Below are 15,904 nucleotides of genomic sequence, written 5' to 3' on the forward strand. Positions count from 1 at the left end.
CCGGTTCCTGAATTAAGACGGGATACCGGCTTTTTTATTCTATCAGTTTAATACTTGCAGAATTGATACAGTAGCGAAGGCCTGAAGGCTTTGGTCCATCTGGAAAAACATGTCCCAGGTGACAGTCACAGACATTGCACATCACCTCCACACGAACCATTCCAAAGCTTGAGTCTTTTTCGTATTTAATAACATTTTCTTTAATAGGCTCGGTAAAACTCGGCCATCCTGAGCTTGATTCAAATTTCAAACCCGAATCAAATAACGCTTCACCACAACAAACGCAGGCGTACTTTCCGGGATCATGTGCCTCACAGTACTCTCCGGAAAAAGCCCTTTCGGTACCTTTTAATCGGGTTATCTGAAATTGTTCATCGCTTAATTTTTCTTTCCACTCTTCATCGCTTTTTTTAACTCTTCTCGGTGGTTCGGGATTGCCCTTTTGGGTATAATGAATAATTTTATTCCAGTCAATTTCCATGGTTATAATCTTATTTACTATTATAAACTAAGTTAAGCAGACAATGTTAGAAAAATATGATAAATGGTCTATTAACGATAAATGATAAGGGAATATACTGCCAGCAGGCTGATGTTTATATTGATCCATGGAAACCTGTCAATAAAGCAATAATTACGCATGCTCATTCCGATCATGCTCGTTGGGGCATGAAACACTATGCTGCGCATCCATTGAGTATTCCCATAATGAGATCGAGGATTGGAAAAGAGATAAAAGTGGATTCCTGGAATTTCGGTGAAATTATATCTATGGATGGTGTAAAAATTAGTCTTCACCCAGCGGGACACATTCCCGGATCCGCACAGGTTCGATTAGAATACAAAGGAGAAATCTGGGTGGTTTCCGGAGATTATAAATTGGAGAATGATCCATTGAGCGGCTCATTTGAATCTATCAAATGCCATCATTTTATTACAGAATCCACTTTTGGATTACCGGTTTACAAATGGAAACCTGATTCTGAAGTATTTAATGAGATAAATAACTGGTGGAAAAGAAATAAAGAAGAGGGGAAATTCTCCATTATTTATGCTTATGCACTGGGCAAAAGCCAAAGAGTTTTATCGGGTTTGGATACTTCCATAGGTCCAATTCTCACTCACGGAGCGGTAGAAAACGTCAATAAATTGTACCGTGAATCGGGATTAAAAATTCCGGAGACTAAATATATTTCAACGGAAATAGACTTAAAAAAATACAAGGGTGCCATTGTAATGGCACCACCTTCTGCGGCTGGTAGTGCATGGATTAAAAAGTTCAAAGCCTATTCAGAAGGCCAGACGTCGGGTTGGATGGCACTCAGAGGCACTAAAAGAAGAAGAAATGTCGACAGAGGATTTGTATTGTCCGATCATGCCGACTGGAATGGTTTGAATCAGGCTGTAGAAAGCAGTGGAGCTGAAAATATTTATGTGACACATGGCTATAGAACTATTTTTTCAAAATGGCTAAATGAAAAAGGATTTAAAGCCCGGGTTTTGGAAACGGCATTTGAAGGTGAATTAAATGATTTGGAGGAAGGATCAGTTAAAGCATGAAAGACTTTGCAAAATTAATATCGAAGCTTGATGAGACTACAAAAACGAATGTTCGTGTCAATGCATTGGCAGATTTTTTCAATTCTGCAAAGGATGAGGACAAAGTTTGGACAATTGCTCTACTTTCGGGCCGCAGACCTAAAAGAGCAGTCAAAACAAATATGATCAGAACATGGGCATCTGAAGAAGCGAACATTCCATACTGGTTATTTGAAGAATCCTATCATATCGTTGGAGATCTGGCTGAAACCATTGCTCTTTTGTTGCCTGAACCCATAAGAAAAAGCCATAAATCTCTAAGTCAAAGATTAACTGATCTTATTCAGATAAGGGAAAAAGAAGAAGCGGATAAAAAAGAATATTTAAAAAAAACTTGGTCAGAATTAAATAGGGAAGAGCGATTCGTTTTCAATAAGTTATTGACCGGTGGATTTAGAATTGGTATTTCTCAAAAATTGATGACGAAGGCTTTGGCCAAATCGACCGGAATAAACGAAAACAGTCTTGCCCTTAGACTTATGGGTGATTGGGATCCTGCAAAAAAATCTTATCAAAAACTCATCATTGAACCCGATCCCAATGAAGATTTAAATAAACCTTATCCTTTTTACCTGGCATATCCTCTTGAAAATGAAATAAATAAGCTTGGAAATACAAGTGAATGGCTGGCTGAAAGAAAATGGGATGGTATTAGAGGGCAAATAGTGTATCGAAAAGGAGAGATGGCTGTTTGGTCAAGAGGAGAGGAGCTGGTTACAGAAAAGTATCCTGAATTCAAAGAATTGAAAAAGTCAAACGGCGATTTTGTTTTGGATGGTGAAATCCTGGCCTTCAAGGATAAAAAACCCTTGCCATTTCAGTCCTTGCAAACGCGAATTGGACGAAAGAATATTTCAAAAATAATGCTCGAAAAAACACCGGTAGTATTTATGGCTTATGATCTGCTGGAACTTAGTGGAATGGATTTAAGATCTGAAGCAATTGTAATTCGCAGAAGCAAATTAGAACAAATTATTGATGACATCGATCATGACAATTTCAAATTATCCCCACTTGTTGAATTCAATAGCTGGGAGGAGCTAAAATCTGAGCGAAAGCGCTCAAGGGAATTGCATTGTGAAGGTCTAATGCTGAAAAGAAAAGAATCCATTTATGAAACAGGCAGAAAAAAGGGCAGTTGGTGGAAATGGAAGATAGATCCATTAACCATAGATGCGGTTTTGATTTACGCAATGAGAGGTCATGGCCGCAGAGCTAACTTATATACTGATTATACTTTTGCAGTCCGGGATGGCGAAAACCTCGTTCCATTTACAAAAGCCTATTCAGGATTAAGTGATCAGGAGTTTAGGGAAGTAGATGCTTTTGTAAAGAAAAATACATTGGAGCGTTTTGGCCCTGTGAGAAGTGTAAAACCCGAATTGGTTTTTGAAATAGCTTTTGAAGGAATTGCCGAATCCAAAAGACATAAATCCGGAATAGCACTGAGATTTCCAAGAATGAAGCGCTGGAGAAAAGACAAATCCCCAAATGAAACTAACACATTGGAGGATTTGATAAATTTGCTAAATCTATATTAATACGCTTCAGATTTTTGCTTGAAGACGATTTCTTATTTCATGTATTTGTTGTAAGCGAACTCTTTATCAGGAATATCCGGAAGATTTCCACCCCCGATTCTTTTGGCTTTTACTACAACGCGATCCGGTTTTAAAGTGAGCTTTAATTCTAAATTCACATCATTTTGATTGATTTTTGATTGGTAGGCATATGATTTTAAAGTGAGCCGGCTTATATCTGAAATCAATTTCAACTCTTCCATAATCACCGCACTCACAAAGAAATTGGTTACGTCTTCAGAAATGAAATTTACATCTCCCTCGGGGGTGCCATCTACTTTTATATTTACAATGTGATTTCTTCCCTGAACTGGATTAAAAAAGGATGCCGAGACAGCAAAAGAAATAGAATAATTTTTTCCCACTTCTTTTGATAAATCTGCTTTTAAAAAATTCTGAGCAGTGCCAATTGTGCAAATACTCATTAGTACCAGGCTTAGTATGAATCTCATTTTTCAATAATTTAAATTATTACAATCTAAAGGATTTAGTAATATATGTATTTTAATATAAATTCTTAAATAATGCTCTGATTAAACTTCATTCTTCCCAACTGATCATCAATTCCTTTTTATTTATATCCTTTGTCGAATACACTTTGTAAATTTTTGTATTTTTTTTCAGTACATATAAATAACCATTCCCCTGAAAGTATTTATATAATACCTTGCCTTTTAGTTTGCCGTTTTGATTTAGAATTTTAAAATCTTCCGGCCTGTAAAATTTGTTTTTAACTTTTGTCGTATGTCCAAATAGTTCGGACACATATAAATCCTTTGGTCTGTGATATAGTTCTTCAGGACTTCCCCTTTGTACAATTCTTCCTTTGTGCATTACTGCAATTCTGTCGGCGTACATTAATGAATCTCTTGGATCATGGGTTACCATAATCACCGAAATATTTTCTTCTCTAATGATATTTATCCATTGCATTTGGATTTCTTTTTTTAAAGAGAAATCCAGATTTGTAAAGGCTTCATCCATCAGTAAAAGTCTTGGTTCATCGGCAATGGCCAGTGCCAATGCCGCCCTTTGTCTTTGCCCTCCCGATATCTCATTAATTTTTCTATCGAGAAGCCCTTTGAGTTGACAAAGATTTGAAACCCTGCTGATTCTTTCCTTAACCCAACTTTTCTTATAATCGTACAATTGTCTTTCCAGTGCTACTCTAATTGAAACATTTAGGGGTAATTGTGATTCCTGATCGATAAGTCGAATGCCTTCAAATTGCCCTGATAAATTACTTTCGAGGATGTTCTTTTCTTCATTGAGGAAAACCATTTTGCCTCTGTCGGCAATTTGCCTTCCGGAAATTATCTTTAACAAGCTGCTTTTACCACTGCCACTTTCTCCCAAAAGCGCCAGAATTTCGCCATTTTCTACTTTAAGACTCATACCTCTGATGGCTCTAGATGGGCTGTTTAAATATTTCTTCTGTATTCCTCTTAATTTCAATATCATTGTTATAGAAATAATCTGATCACAATGTCCGAAAAATCTCAATCAATTAATACACTTACTTATACTTCCCTTGAAGAAATTGAAATAAAAGTCAAGCGGCAGAGAGATTTTTTCAGAAATGAAATGAGTGATAATATCAAAGAAAGGACAAATGCACTTAAAAGGTTATTAAAGGAGATTGAATCGAATGAGGACAAGATCATGGAAGCCATGCATCTGGATTTTCAAAAAAGTAATTTTGAAGTATTTGCAACAGAAATAGGCCTGATTAAGTCCGAATTAAAACTAGCAATAAGAAAAATCAAAAAATGGAGCTCCAGAACTTTTAAAGGCTATTCTATTTTAAGTTATCCGGCCAAATTATATACCGAAACCATTCCACTTGGGAATACGCTTATTTTTAGTCCCTGGAACTATCCTTTTCTCTTGGCAATATCTCCGTTGATCGGTGCAATTTCTGCCGGCAATACTGCCATTATAAAGCCATCTGAATTAACAGTTAATACAAGCAAATTAATAGAAGATATTATCAAGAACTGTTTTGACCCGGGGCATGTCGACGTTGTACAAGGAGGTAAAAATGAAAGCGAGACTCTACTAGAATTTTCTTTTGATTTTATATTTTTTACCGGAAGTACGGCCATAGGCAATTCCGTGTATAAAAAAGCTGCAGAACATTTATGTCCTGTTCTGCTTGAGCTAGGTGGCAAATCTCCATGTATTGTGCATCAGGATGCAGACATTGAAACAGCTGCAAGAAGAATAGTTTGGGGTAAATTTTTAAATGGAGGGCAAACATGTGTCTCTCCGGATTACCTATTGGTTCACAAAGACATTAAAGAAGCACTGCTTTCCAAAATAAAATACTATATCGGGAAGTTTTATGGTAAAGATGCGAGCAAGAGTCAAGACTACCCAAGAATAATCAATCAAAAGAATTTTGACAGATTATTAAATCTAATTTCGGAAGCAAGGATTATTTCAGGAGGTAAAAGCGAAAGAGATCAATTGTATATAGAACCGACTTTGATAGAATTGGAAACTACTGATTGCCTGTTAATGCAAGAAGAAATTTTCGGACCGATTCTTCCGGTCTTAAGTTATGAATCAATCTTGGACATAAATAAAATCATAGGTAAAAACCCCAATCCACTGGCCATTTATGTCTTTACCGACAACGAAGATTTTGCAAACAAGCTATTATCGGAGAATCCTTCGGGTGATGCTTGTATAAACGATGTGGTGTCTCATTTTGGAGAAAAGAAAATTCCTGTGGGAGGAATTGGAGAAAGTGGCTTTGGTAAATACAGAGGAAAAAAAAGCTTTCTAGTGTTTTCTCATCAGAGAAGTATATTTAAGAGAAGAATTTGGCCTGATTTGCCTCTGAGGTATCCTCCCTATAAAAACAAAATTACTTTGTTAAAGGGATTGCTCAACAAACTTTAGGAAAGAAGCATTAAAATTAATCCGATCAATGAAATGGAAAATGCGAAAAGCCGTATCATTGAATCTTTGTTGATCATATTTAAGATGTTTTTTTTGTATTCATTTATAATACATGAGTTCCATCAAAAACCCTAATACAATGCAACCAAAAATTACTATGATAGTTTAATCATTGATAATTGTTTCAAGCTTAAATAAAATCATTTCGAAAAGATTTGGTTATTTTGCCATATGAAGAAATTACTTGTAATAATTACTTTTTTGATTTTTGCCTTACCGGGCTATTCCCAAATGTTTGGATGGGGAATTACTTTAGGTCCGAATTTGAGTTCTGCTGCCGGTCAGGATTTTGATGGCAATGCATTTGTTGGAACGGAATTGATAACAGCATTTCACGGCGGATTATTATTACAATTCAGGCCCAGAAGGTTTTTCACCATTTATTCCGGTATGGAATACGTAATGAAGGGTTCAAATTTTAGCTCGGGTCGAAATTCACTCGGATATACCAGCAATAACAATCAGTTAAGACTTAATTATCTGGAAGTACCTCTTTTCGTCAAAATAAACTTCGACCAGTATTCTGATATTCGTCCAAATGTATTTGCTGGCCCTACTTTAGGATTTTTAATTTCGGGTAAGGATAATTATTTATTGCCCATAAATGCCACGGAGCTTTCAAAACCATTATTGGATACCGAAAGCAATTACAAAAGCTTTGATCCCGGATTGGCATTTGGTGCAGGATTAGATATTGATGTAGGGGAGTGGACCATATTTACAATGGGCGCCCAATATGTAATGGGAATGAGAAATGTTGCCGACCCAGAATCAGTGTTTGTGGATGAAGACCACGAAGTAAAAAACAGAAATTTCAGATTGAATATGGGATTGATCTTTGTGATTCCAACCTACACCATGAATACAAAAGGTAAGAAAGATCTTGGTTTTAAGAAATTCCAAAAGCACGTCGTAAAATAATTCATGCCTAAACACATTGCAGTAGCCGGAAATATAGGAGCCGGAAAATCTACTTTAGCTGAGCAAATTGGCAAATACTATAATTGGAGGGTAGAGCTGGAATCGGTTGAGGAGAATCCATATCTCAAGGATTTCTATGATGATATGAAAAAATGGTCATTTCATCTTCAAATACATTTTCTGAATTCCCGCTTTGAACAAACGCGTAAACTCGCGCAGTTAAATGAAAACATTGTACAGGATCGAAGTATATATGAAGATGCGCACATATTCGCTAAAAATCTTCACGAATCGGGACTAATGGAAAAAAGAGAATACAACAATTATTTTGCCTTGTATTCTTCAATGATAGACTTCATCAAAGCTCCTGATTTATTAATTTATTTAAGGGCTGACATTCCCACATTAATCAAACGCATAGAAATGCGTTCAAGAGATTATGAATCCGGTATTCGTTTGGATTATCTGAAAAACCTAAATCATTATTATGAGGAATGGATCTCAAATTACAATTTGGGAAAGCTTTTGATTATTGATGTTAATAATATAGATTTTGTAAAAAAACAGGATGATCTTTCTGAGATACTGACAAAAGTGGATAGAGAACTTTTTGGTATGTTTAACTAATTATGAAATATAAAACAGCACTATTACCTGCCATTAAAAACATTGCTCTTGTAGCTCATGATAATCGAAAAAAAGACCTTCTTGACTGGGCCTATTTCAACAGAGACTCCTTAAAAAAACACCAACTATTTGCCACGGGCACTACTGGTTCACTACTTGAAGAAAAACTCAATCAACCCATAACAAAGTTCTTAAGTGGCCCGCTAGGGGGTGATCAACAGCTGGGTGCGAAAATTACGGAAGACGAAATCAACTGTTTGATTTTCTTTTGGGATCCTTTGTCTTCACAACCCCACGATCCGGATGTTAAAGCCCTTGTTCGAATTGCTACAGTATGGAACATTCCCATGGCCTGTAATCGATGTACCGCCGACTTCTTGTTATCCTCTCCCTTGATGGATGAAAACGTTAACAGAATTCAACCCGACTACTCGGATTATATGAATAGAAACATCGATACTGAGTAACAGTTGTTACATAGCTTAAGCCGCATTCCGAGATATTTGCAATTTATTATAGCAACTGAATGATAGAGATACTAGGATATATAGGGGCTTTGTTAATTGGAGTTACACTCGGACTTATCGGTGGCGGGGGCTCTATATTGACAGTGCCTATATTGGTATATATATTGGGCATATCTCCGGTTTTAGCTACGGCTTATTCGCTATTTGTGGTAGGCGTTTCTGCAGCCATTGGTTCTTTTAAGTATTTTCAAAAAGGACTTTTAAATTATAAAACGGCAATTGTGTTTGCTATTCCTTCCTTTATCGCTGTATTTCTAACCAGGCGATTTCTGCTTCCTGCCATCCCTCTACAATTGACTGTCTTTGGTGATATAAGTTTTAGCAAAGACCTCTTCATTATGGTATTTTTTGCCATGATTATGCTTTTTGCTGCTTATTCGATGATTAAGAATAAACCCGCAGAATCAGGTCAGAATGAAAATGAAAATGAAACAGAACCGGAATTTAATTATTTTATGATCCTAAGCGAAGGTGCGGTAGTTGGCGTTTTGACGGGACTGGTAGGTGCAGGAGGTGGATTTCTGATTATACCTGCTTTGGTCATTTTTGCAAAAATACCAATGAAAATGGCTGTGGGTACATCTTTGCTAATTATCGCGGCTAAGTCATTAATAGGCTTTTTAGGTGATATTGGGCAGCAAAACATAGACTGGAACTTCTTGTTGTTATTTACCTTGGTTTCTTCTTTTGGGATTCTCCTGGGAAGTTTTCTGAATAATTATATTTCAGGAAGAAAACTAAAAACCGGATTTGGCTATTTCGTATTAGTCATGGCCATTTATATTTTGTTCAAAGAATTATTCATTTAAAAAAATCAAATGTTCGGACTATTTAAAAAACAAAAAAAGTACAGCAGCATTAAGGCTTCTGAATTCAATAAAGTGCTAAAAAATAATGACTCGGTAATCATAGATGTAAGAAGCGAATCAGAACAGAAATCCGGCAAAATACCCGGTTCAATTTTGGTCAATGTAAGTCGTCCTGACTTTGCTCAAAAAGTTTCAAATATGGATAAAAACAAATCTTACTATCTCTATTGCCGTTCGGGTTTTCGAAGTGCAAAGGCCTGTGGAATAATGTATGATCTAGGCTTTGAGAAGGTTTATAATTTATCCGGTGGTATTATGGCCTGGAACAGGAGCAAATAAATTATATAAACTCCATTTTTTTAAATTTGGAGAATGAAGATTATCATTCCCACAGATATTTCTGAGTCTACCTTAAAGGCACTAAAATTTCTATCCTCATTTAACAGTTCAAAATCAATTGATGTTGATCTGCTTTATGTTTTCAATGGAGATAAAAATGCGATATGTCACTTTTCCCTCAGGGACTGGAAATTGGGCAAAGTCGACTCCAACTTATTTTCAAAAAGTCAACATCAGATTATAGAGGAAATTGTTAACAATTTTTCCTTCATAACGGAAATCAAATGTAAAAATGGGAGTATCGAAGCTGAAATATTGGCCGAAGCGAATTCTGGCAATTATCAAATGCTATTATCAGCAACTCATGGACTCAATTCATTGAGAGATATCGTTTTCGGAAATGTTACTCAGCATCTTGTAAACGACAGTAAAATACCGGTTTTGTCCTTGCCGGAAAACTATCGCATCAGCGATTCCGGACGATTATTGTTAATAAGTGATTTTAACGTTCAGGAAAAAAGCGATTTTGGAAACTTGCGCATGCTAATCGACCAATTGAATCTTGAATTGCATTTATTAAAAATTGTAGACGAAGGAATGGCCAAAGAAACATCTATAAAAAGCGATATAATCAGCTATGCGAATTCCAATAAGCTAAAATACGATCAAATGCACATCAGAGAAGGAAGAACAATAGAAGAAGGAATACATCATTTTCTTGAAGAGTTTGATATCTCCATTTCCGCCATGGCTACACATGCCCGTCACGGTATCAAACATTTTTTTCTTGGAAGCCTGACCGAAGAATTGGTGGATGAAATAAATGTACCTTTTTATACCTTCAGAATTGAAGCTTAATGACAAAAGCTGAAAAGGCAGCATCCATTGCCAAAATACTGGATGATTTATACCCTGAAACACCAATTCCACTTCAGCACAATGATCCTTTTACACTACTGATAGCGGTCTTATTGTCTGCTCAATGTACAGATGAAAGGGTCAATAAGGTTTCTCCCTATTTATTTGAAAAGGCCGATAATCCTTTTGATATGGCCGGATTGAGGGAAGAAGAAATTAAAGAAGTTATTAAACCTTGTGGTCTTTCACCCCAAAAATCAAAAGCGATCAAAGGATTATCTGAAATCATCGTCCAAAAACACAAAGGGATAGTGCCTGCAAGTTTTGAAGAACTGGAAAAATTACCAGGAGTAGGGCATAAGACGGCCTCAGTTGTGATGTCCCAGGCATTTGGAGTACCTGCCTTTCCGGTTGATACCCATATCCACCGGCTTTCTTATCGCTGGGGACTATCTACAGGGAAGAATGTTGAAAAAACCGAAATAGATCTGAAACGGCTATATCCTGAAAATACCTGGAACAAGCTTCATCTACAGATCATTTTTTTTGGAAGGGAATATTGTCCGGCACGGGGGCATGTCTTTTCGGAATGTCCAATTTGCAGCATTTACGGAAGGAAATCCTTGTTGAAAAAGAAAAAGAGCTGATCAAAATCAGTAATAGGATTATAACGTATCATAAATCTCCGTATGAATCATTGATAGTTTAGACAGAGTAAAAAGAGAAATGCTATGAACACTCAAAGCCCAGTTTCCAAAATAATGACAAGCAAAGTTGTCACGATTGATGTAAATGCTTCACTGGAAAAAGCCAGAGATTTATTCAAGAAAAATAAAATCCGACACCTTCCGGTAACAGACAATGAATTGGTGATCGGAATTTTAAGTCAGACGGATCTTTTGCGTTTGAGTTTTGGCAATACCTATGTCGATGATGATATGGTAGGTGAAGATGGAATCATGGATGAACTGTCTATCAATCAGATCATGAAACACAAACCGGATATGGTGGGGCCTAATGATAGCATCAAAGAAGTAGCTGAGAAATTTATAAGTGCAGAATACCACGCTCTTCCGGTAGAAGATAATGGCAAGCTCGTGGGAATAGTTACTACTACGGATGTGATACGTTTTCTGCTTTCAAAAAGCTAAATTATCTTGGTCTTGAAATTGGCCAATAATGAAAAACCTTTTTACTGTTTTCATCTTATTTCTATTGCTGGGATGCGGGAAAAATAAAATTAATAACTTACAAAATATTGATATTCAAGGACATAGAGGGTGTCGTGGTTTAATGCCAGAAAACTCAATACCCGCTATGCAAAAGGCTCTTGAATTGGGCGTAAGTACCCTGGAGATGGATGTTGTTATTAGCTCTGACAAAAAGGTTTTATTAAGCCATGAACCCTTTTTCAATTCTGAAATTTGTTTTAACAGCCTCGGAGAGGAAATTGTCATAGATTGCCTAAATAATAATCTTTATCAAATGAACTATAGTAAAATTGAACTCTTTGACTGTGGATTGAAAAGAAATGATCAATTTCCTAAACAAAAAAAAATATCTGTAAAAAAGCCATTATTAGAAGAAGTGATACATCTGGCAAAATCAGAAAACAAGAAAAAAAGATCAAAAATTTGTCAATTTAATATTGAAATCAAATCAAGACCCCAGTGGGACGGGATTTATCATCCGGAAATTGAGGTGTATTGTGATTTGGTAATGGAAGTATTGGAAAGCTGCCAAATAATTTCTTACAGTACGATTCAGTCTTTTGATCCTAGAGTATTGATTTATATGCATAAAAAATACCCAAAAGTTAGATTAGCCTATCTTTTAGAAGATGTAAATGACTGGAGTGAAGCGATCAAAATTTTAGATTTTGAGCCGGAAATTATCAGTCCTTATTATAATTCATTGAGTCAATCTATCCTTAATAATTTGCATTCAAGGGGATTTTTAGTCATTCCTTGGACAGTGAACGAGGAGGCAGAGATAGAAAAATTATTGAGGATGGGCGTAGACGGAATAATAAGCGACTATCCTAATGTGCTTATTGATATTATCAATAAAATAAAAGAGCCATCAGGCAACAGTTTGATATCTCCAACGTAGATTTATTATTATTGCTATTTAAGCTATAACCATGAGAAACGGATTCCTTTTAGTAATTGGGTTTATTTTCCTTAATTCTTTACTCTTTGCACAGGGAATAGAAGACATCAGGGGAGAAAAACCAAAATACATATTAAAAAAACTAAGCAGAAACGTAAATACCATTTACGACGATGTAAAACCCATCATCACGCCCGATGGGTTGCGCTTGTATTACTATATCACTGATCACCCGGAAAACCACGATGGAACCAAAGGAAGCCAGGATATCTGGTACGTCGAAAGAGACTCTTTTGGCGGCCCCTGGAGCGAACATCGCCATATGTCACACCCATTTAATCATCATCAATACAATGCTGTGCTTTCTGTATTGGAAAATGGAAACGCCCTATTGCTAAAGGGAGGTAAAAGCAGAGGTAAAATGAATACCTTTTCTATAATTCGAAAATCGGGCGATAATTGGTCCGATATGCAGGAATTGAACATAGATAATCTTGATAAAATGAACCAGGGCAAGTTTTTTGGAGGATTTATGTCCGATGATGAAAAAGTTCTCTTTATCTATATGAGCGAGACCAAAGATCAGGTCAACAGCGACCTTTATGTTAGTTTTGCCAAAGGAGGAAATAAATTTTCCAAACCAAAAAAACTGGGAAAGCCAATCAATACATTTCAGGATGAATTCGGTCCATTTTTAACCAAAGACAATAAAACATTGTATTTCAGCAGTGGCAGACCCGGAGGAAAGGGTGGAATTGATATATACCAAAGTGAAAGGCTTGACGATACGTATTTAAAGTGGTCGGAACCTGACAATTTGGGTGAACCAATAAATACCCGGGGCTTTGATGCATATTTTTCCATCGATGAGTCAGGTACAAATATGTTTACTACCAGGGCGTATAAATCGGCCGATGGCGGTAGTCTTGATATTCTCAGTTTTGTACCGCGCCCGCCGGATATTTATATCAAGGGAGTGATCTATGATAGAGTAAGCCAAGAACCTTTGATGGCATTTACTAATCTTAATAGCCTAAAAGGCAAACCGGAAATGGTGTCTGTTAGTCCTTATGGAGAATTCAGCATTGAAAAGGAGGTTCAGGATGTATACACTCTGAGTTTTACGGCCGATGGCTATATATCTCAGGAAAAAGAACTCAGTTTAATAAACCTCGAAGAAGACACGACTGTCGAGCTTAAAATATATTTACAGCCAAAAGCCGCAAAACTCAATTTGTCTGGTTTAGTTACCAAGTTGGGGACATTTGATCCGGTATCAGCCAATATCAATATACTTTTTGAAGGGAATTCAATTAGAAATACAACATCCGATCCAAATTTGGGAGAATACGATGTGGATTTACCAAAACCGGGGAAATATTATTTTCAATTAAATGCAGAGGGCTATTTGGCCCTTACAGACAGTTTGATTGTTGAAGATTTAGGTCAGGATCAGTTTCTTTCAAAGAATTTTGAAATGACGGAACTTTCAGTTGGAACGACCGTCCGTTTGAATAACATTTACTTTGACTTTGATAAAACTAATTTAAGACCTGAATCCTATCCGGAATTAGACAAAGTAGTTGAAATGATGACGACCAATGAAAACCTGGAAATCGAAATTGCCGGGCACACGGATGATAAGGGTTCCGATCAATACAATCAGGAGTTATCCCAGGGAAGGGCAGAAGCCGTAAGGGAATACATTGTCAATCAGGGTATTGAGGGTTATCGAATTACAGCAGTTGGCTATGGAGAAAGCAAACCTGAAACTACCAATGACACAGAAGAAGGCCGGCAGATAAATCGAAGAGTGGAATTTACTGTATTAAAAGCCAATTAATTTTTAACAATATTGTCCGGAACCCTATAAAATGATTTGATGAAGTCCAATACTGTTTGGCTTTCATCCTCATTTTTGGATCCGAGAAGGTTGTCTTCCGTAAGTTCAAACTTGTCCAATCGGCTTTTGAATTTTAGAATATCCAGGTCGCGGTATCCCATACTCCAATTGTTGAACATTCGTTTCATTAAGATCCCATCTGCTATAATTTCTACATGTTTATGTCGCGGGTCCTTCTGAATGCTTTCAAAGAGCTTTTCTACGTCCTGTTTTTCGCCTTCCAATACCTGAATAAAGCGGCCATTTATAATTTCAGGATGATAATCTGCATTTATACAAAGTAAAAAACCGGAAATGCCCATGAGTTTATTTTTTACTCTGGACTTTTCAAGAAGGGAAAACAATTCATCTTTTCCCATGTCTTTTTTAGAATAACTCGAATAAATGAGGTAATACATATTTAAATATCTAAGTTCTCAACATTATTAAGCAGATCATCAAATGATTCTCTTTTTCTTATTAAAAAGTTTTTCCCTTCCATGATCATGACTTCGGCCGGTTTTAGTCTTGAGTTATAGTTTGATGCCATGGTAAAACAATATGCTCCGGCATTATGGAATTTTAGCACATCGCCTTCGCGTATTTCAGAGATTTTCCTGTTCCAGCCAAAGGTATCGGTTTCGCAGATATAACCCACTACAGTATACAATCGTTTGGGGCCTTCAGGATTGGATATATTTTCTATATGATGATAAGCATCGTAAAACATCGGACGAATAAAATGATTCATGCCTGTATCAAGTCCTGCAAAAATTGTAGATGTGGTTTGTTTAACTACATTCACTTTAGCAAGAAAATAACCTGCCTGGCTTACGAGAAATTTACCGGGTTCAAATACCAGGCTTAAGCTTTTGCCATATTCTTTGCAAAAAGCATTGAATCTTTCCGACATCAATTTTCCCAATTCAGTTATATCAGTTTCAATGTCTCCTTCTTTATAAGGCACCTTAAACCCACTTCCGAAATCGAGAAATTCCAGATCATCAAATTCCTTTGCAGCTTCAAACAAAAGCTCTGCACCCCTGAGAAAAACCTCCGTATCAAGAATGTCGGAACCGGTATGCATATGAATTCCGGAAATTTTCATTCCACACTCTTTTACAATGCGTTTTACCAAGGGTAGTTGGTAGATAGATATTCCAAATTTTGAATCAATATGCCCGACCGAAATCTTTGAATTACCACCGGCCATAATATGAGGATTTATGCGTATGCAAACCGGTGTTTCGGGATGTAAGTGCCCGAATTGTTCGAGAATGGAAATATTATCCAGATTTAATTGAGCACCTAATTTTCGCACTTCTAGTATTTCATCCAGAGATACACAATTCGGAGTGTATAAAATATCTTCCGGCTTATAACCTGCATGTAAAGCTATTTTGACTTCCTGTATGGAAACAGCATCAATTTTGGCCCCAAGTGTTTTTAAATACTTGAGAATATTCACATTGGTCAGGGCTTTACAGGCAAAGTGAATTTCGAGATCATCAACATCAAAAGCATTGACCAATCGCTGATATTGCATATCAATTTTGGAAGTATCGTAAACATAAGTGGGCGTACCGTAATCCCTGGCAATATCTAATAGTAATTCCTTATCTGTGGTCTTTAAAATTTCCATTTGTTCAATTTGAACCTTCAAAATTATTCTAAAAGGCCGAA

18 protein-coding genes are annotated in these 15,904 nt (G+C 36.5%); 13 read left to right on the forward strand and 5 right to left on the reverse strand.

The genetic code is table 11. The features are described from left to right. Positions 1-34: 34 nt before the first annotated feature. Positions 35-481: a peptide-methionine (R)-S-oxide reductase MsrB gene (gene msrB, locus HZR84_14510; GenBank protein ID QNL23099.1), complete on the reverse strand. Its 447-nt coding sequence runs from the start codon at positions 479-481 to the stop codon at positions 35-37. Between the two features lie 56 nt (positions 482-537). Here msrB and HZR84_14515 point away from each other — a divergent pair, with 56 nt between their 5' ends. Together HZR84_14515 and HZR84_14520 are read left to right on the forward strand one after the other, a co-directional pair. Next, positions 538-1,560: a ligase-associated DNA damage response exonuclease gene (locus tag HZR84_14515; protein QNL23100.1), complete on the forward strand. Its 1,023-nt coding sequence runs from the start codon at positions 538-540 to the stop codon at positions 1,558-1,560. Further along, positions 1,557-3,140, forward strand: a complete 1,584-nt coding sequence (locus tag HZR84_14520) for an ATP-dependent DNA ligase (protein ID QNL23101.1) — start codon at positions 1,557-1,559, stop codon at positions 3,138-3,140. The genes HZR84_14515 and HZR84_14520 overlap by 4 nt, the downstream gene beginning before the upstream one ends. Positions 3,141-3,172: 32 nt before the next feature. Here the strand turns inward: HZR84_14520 and HZR84_14525 are convergent, their stop codons facing one another. Continuing rightward, the gene (locus tag HZR84_14525) at positions 3,173-3,631 is read right to left on the reverse strand and encodes a hypothetical protein (protein ID QNL23102.1); all 459 of its coding nucleotides are present in this window, start codon (positions 3,629-3,631) and stop codon (positions 3,173-3,175) included. An 88-nt stretch (positions 3,632-3,719) separates the two neighbouring features. Continuing rightward, positions 3,720-4,640, reverse strand: coding sequence for an ABC transporter ATP-binding protein (locus HZR84_14530; GenBank protein QNL23103.1), 921 nt, complete (start codon positions 4,638-4,640; stop codon positions 3,720-3,722). 24 nt (positions 4,641-4,664) lie between these two features. On the opposite strand from HZR84_14530, the gene HZR84_14535 reads away from it, so the two are divergent. The 11 genes from HZR84_14535 to HZR84_14585 all read left to right on the forward strand — a co-directional run bounded on the left by HZR84_14535 (position 4,665) and on the right by HZR84_14585 (position 14,182). Next, the gene (locus HZR84_14535; GenBank protein QNL23104.1) at positions 4,665-6,086 is read left to right on the forward strand and encodes an aldehyde dehydrogenase family protein; all 1,422 of its coding nucleotides are present in this window, start codon (positions 4,665-4,667) and stop codon (positions 6,084-6,086) included. 231 nt (positions 6,087-6,317) lie between these two features. Further along, positions 6,318-7,067, forward strand: coding sequence for a PorT family protein (locus HZR84_14540; GenBank protein QNL23105.1), 750 nt, complete (start codon positions 6,318-6,320; stop codon positions 7,065-7,067). Between the two features lie 3 nt (positions 7,068-7,070). After that, complete coding sequence (locus HZR84_14545) at positions 7,071-7,694, forward strand: deoxynucleoside kinase (protein ID QNL23106.1); 624 nt, start codon at positions 7,071-7,073, stop codon at positions 7,692-7,694. Positions 7,695-7,696: 2 nt separating this feature from the next. Continuing rightward, positions 7,697-8,161 carry a methylglyoxal synthase gene (locus HZR84_14550; GenBank protein QNL23107.1) on the forward strand — a complete coding sequence of 155 codons (465 nt, stop codon included), beginning with the start codon at positions 7,697-7,699 and terminating at the stop codon, positions 8,159-8,161. 59 nt (positions 8,162-8,220) lie between these two features. Then, entirely contained in the window at positions 8,221-9,030 is an 810-nt protein-coding gene (locus tag HZR84_14555) for a sulfite exporter TauE/SafE family protein (GenBank protein ID QNL23108.1), read from the forward strand. 9 nt (positions 9,031-9,039) lie between these two features. Then, complete coding sequence (locus HZR84_14560; GenBank protein QNL23109.1) at positions 9,040-9,369, forward strand: rhodanese-like domain-containing protein; 330 nt, start codon at positions 9,040-9,042, stop codon at positions 9,367-9,369. 33 nt (positions 9,370-9,402) lie between these two features. Continuing rightward, positions 9,403-10,227 (forward strand): universal stress protein, encoded by an 825-nt coding sequence (locus tag HZR84_14565; protein QNL23110.1) that lies wholly within the window; start codon positions 9,403-9,405, stop codon positions 10,225-10,227. Continuing rightward, positions 10,227-10,874, forward strand: coding sequence for an endonuclease III (nth, locus tag HZR84_14570; protein QNL23111.1), 648 nt, complete (start codon positions 10,227-10,229; stop codon positions 10,872-10,874). Before HZR84_14565 ends, nth begins: the two co-directional genes overlap by 1 nt. 114 nt (positions 10,875-10,988) lie before the next feature. Next, positions 10,989-11,378, forward strand: coding sequence for a CBS domain-containing protein (locus HZR84_14575; GenBank protein QNL23112.1), 390 nt, complete (start codon positions 10,989-10,991; stop codon positions 11,376-11,378). Positions 11,379-11,406: 28 nt separating this feature from the next. Further along, complete coding sequence (locus HZR84_14580; GenBank protein QNL23113.1) at positions 11,407-12,339, forward strand: glycerophosphodiester phosphodiesterase; 933 nt, start codon at positions 11,407-11,409, stop codon at positions 12,337-12,339. 31 nt (positions 12,340-12,370) lie between these two features. Further along, entirely contained in the window at positions 12,371-14,182 is a 1,812-nt protein-coding gene (locus HZR84_14585; GenBank protein QNL23114.1) for an OmpA family protein, read from the forward strand. Here HZR84_14585 and HZR84_14590 read toward each other — a convergent pair. Beyond that, a complete protein-coding gene (locus tag HZR84_14590) occupies positions 14,179-14,640 on the reverse strand; it encodes a BLUF domain-containing protein (GenBank protein ID QNL23115.1) in 462 nt (153 codons plus the stop codon). The two genes, HZR84_14585 and HZR84_14590, sit on opposite strands and share 4 nt — an antisense overlap. A gap of 2 nt (positions 14,641-14,642) precedes the next feature. Then, on the reverse strand, positions 14,643-15,863 hold the full coding sequence (lysA, locus tag HZR84_14595; GenBank protein QNL23116.1) for a diaminopimelate decarboxylase: 1,221 nt from the start codon (positions 15,861-15,863) through the stop codon (positions 14,643-14,645). Positions 15,864-15,904 lie beyond the last annotated feature (41 nt).

Source organism: Hyphobacterium sp. CCMP332 (assembly GCA_014323545.1).
Taxonomy (GTDB): Bacteria; Bacteroidota; Bacteroidia; order Cytophagales; family CCMP332; genus CCMP332.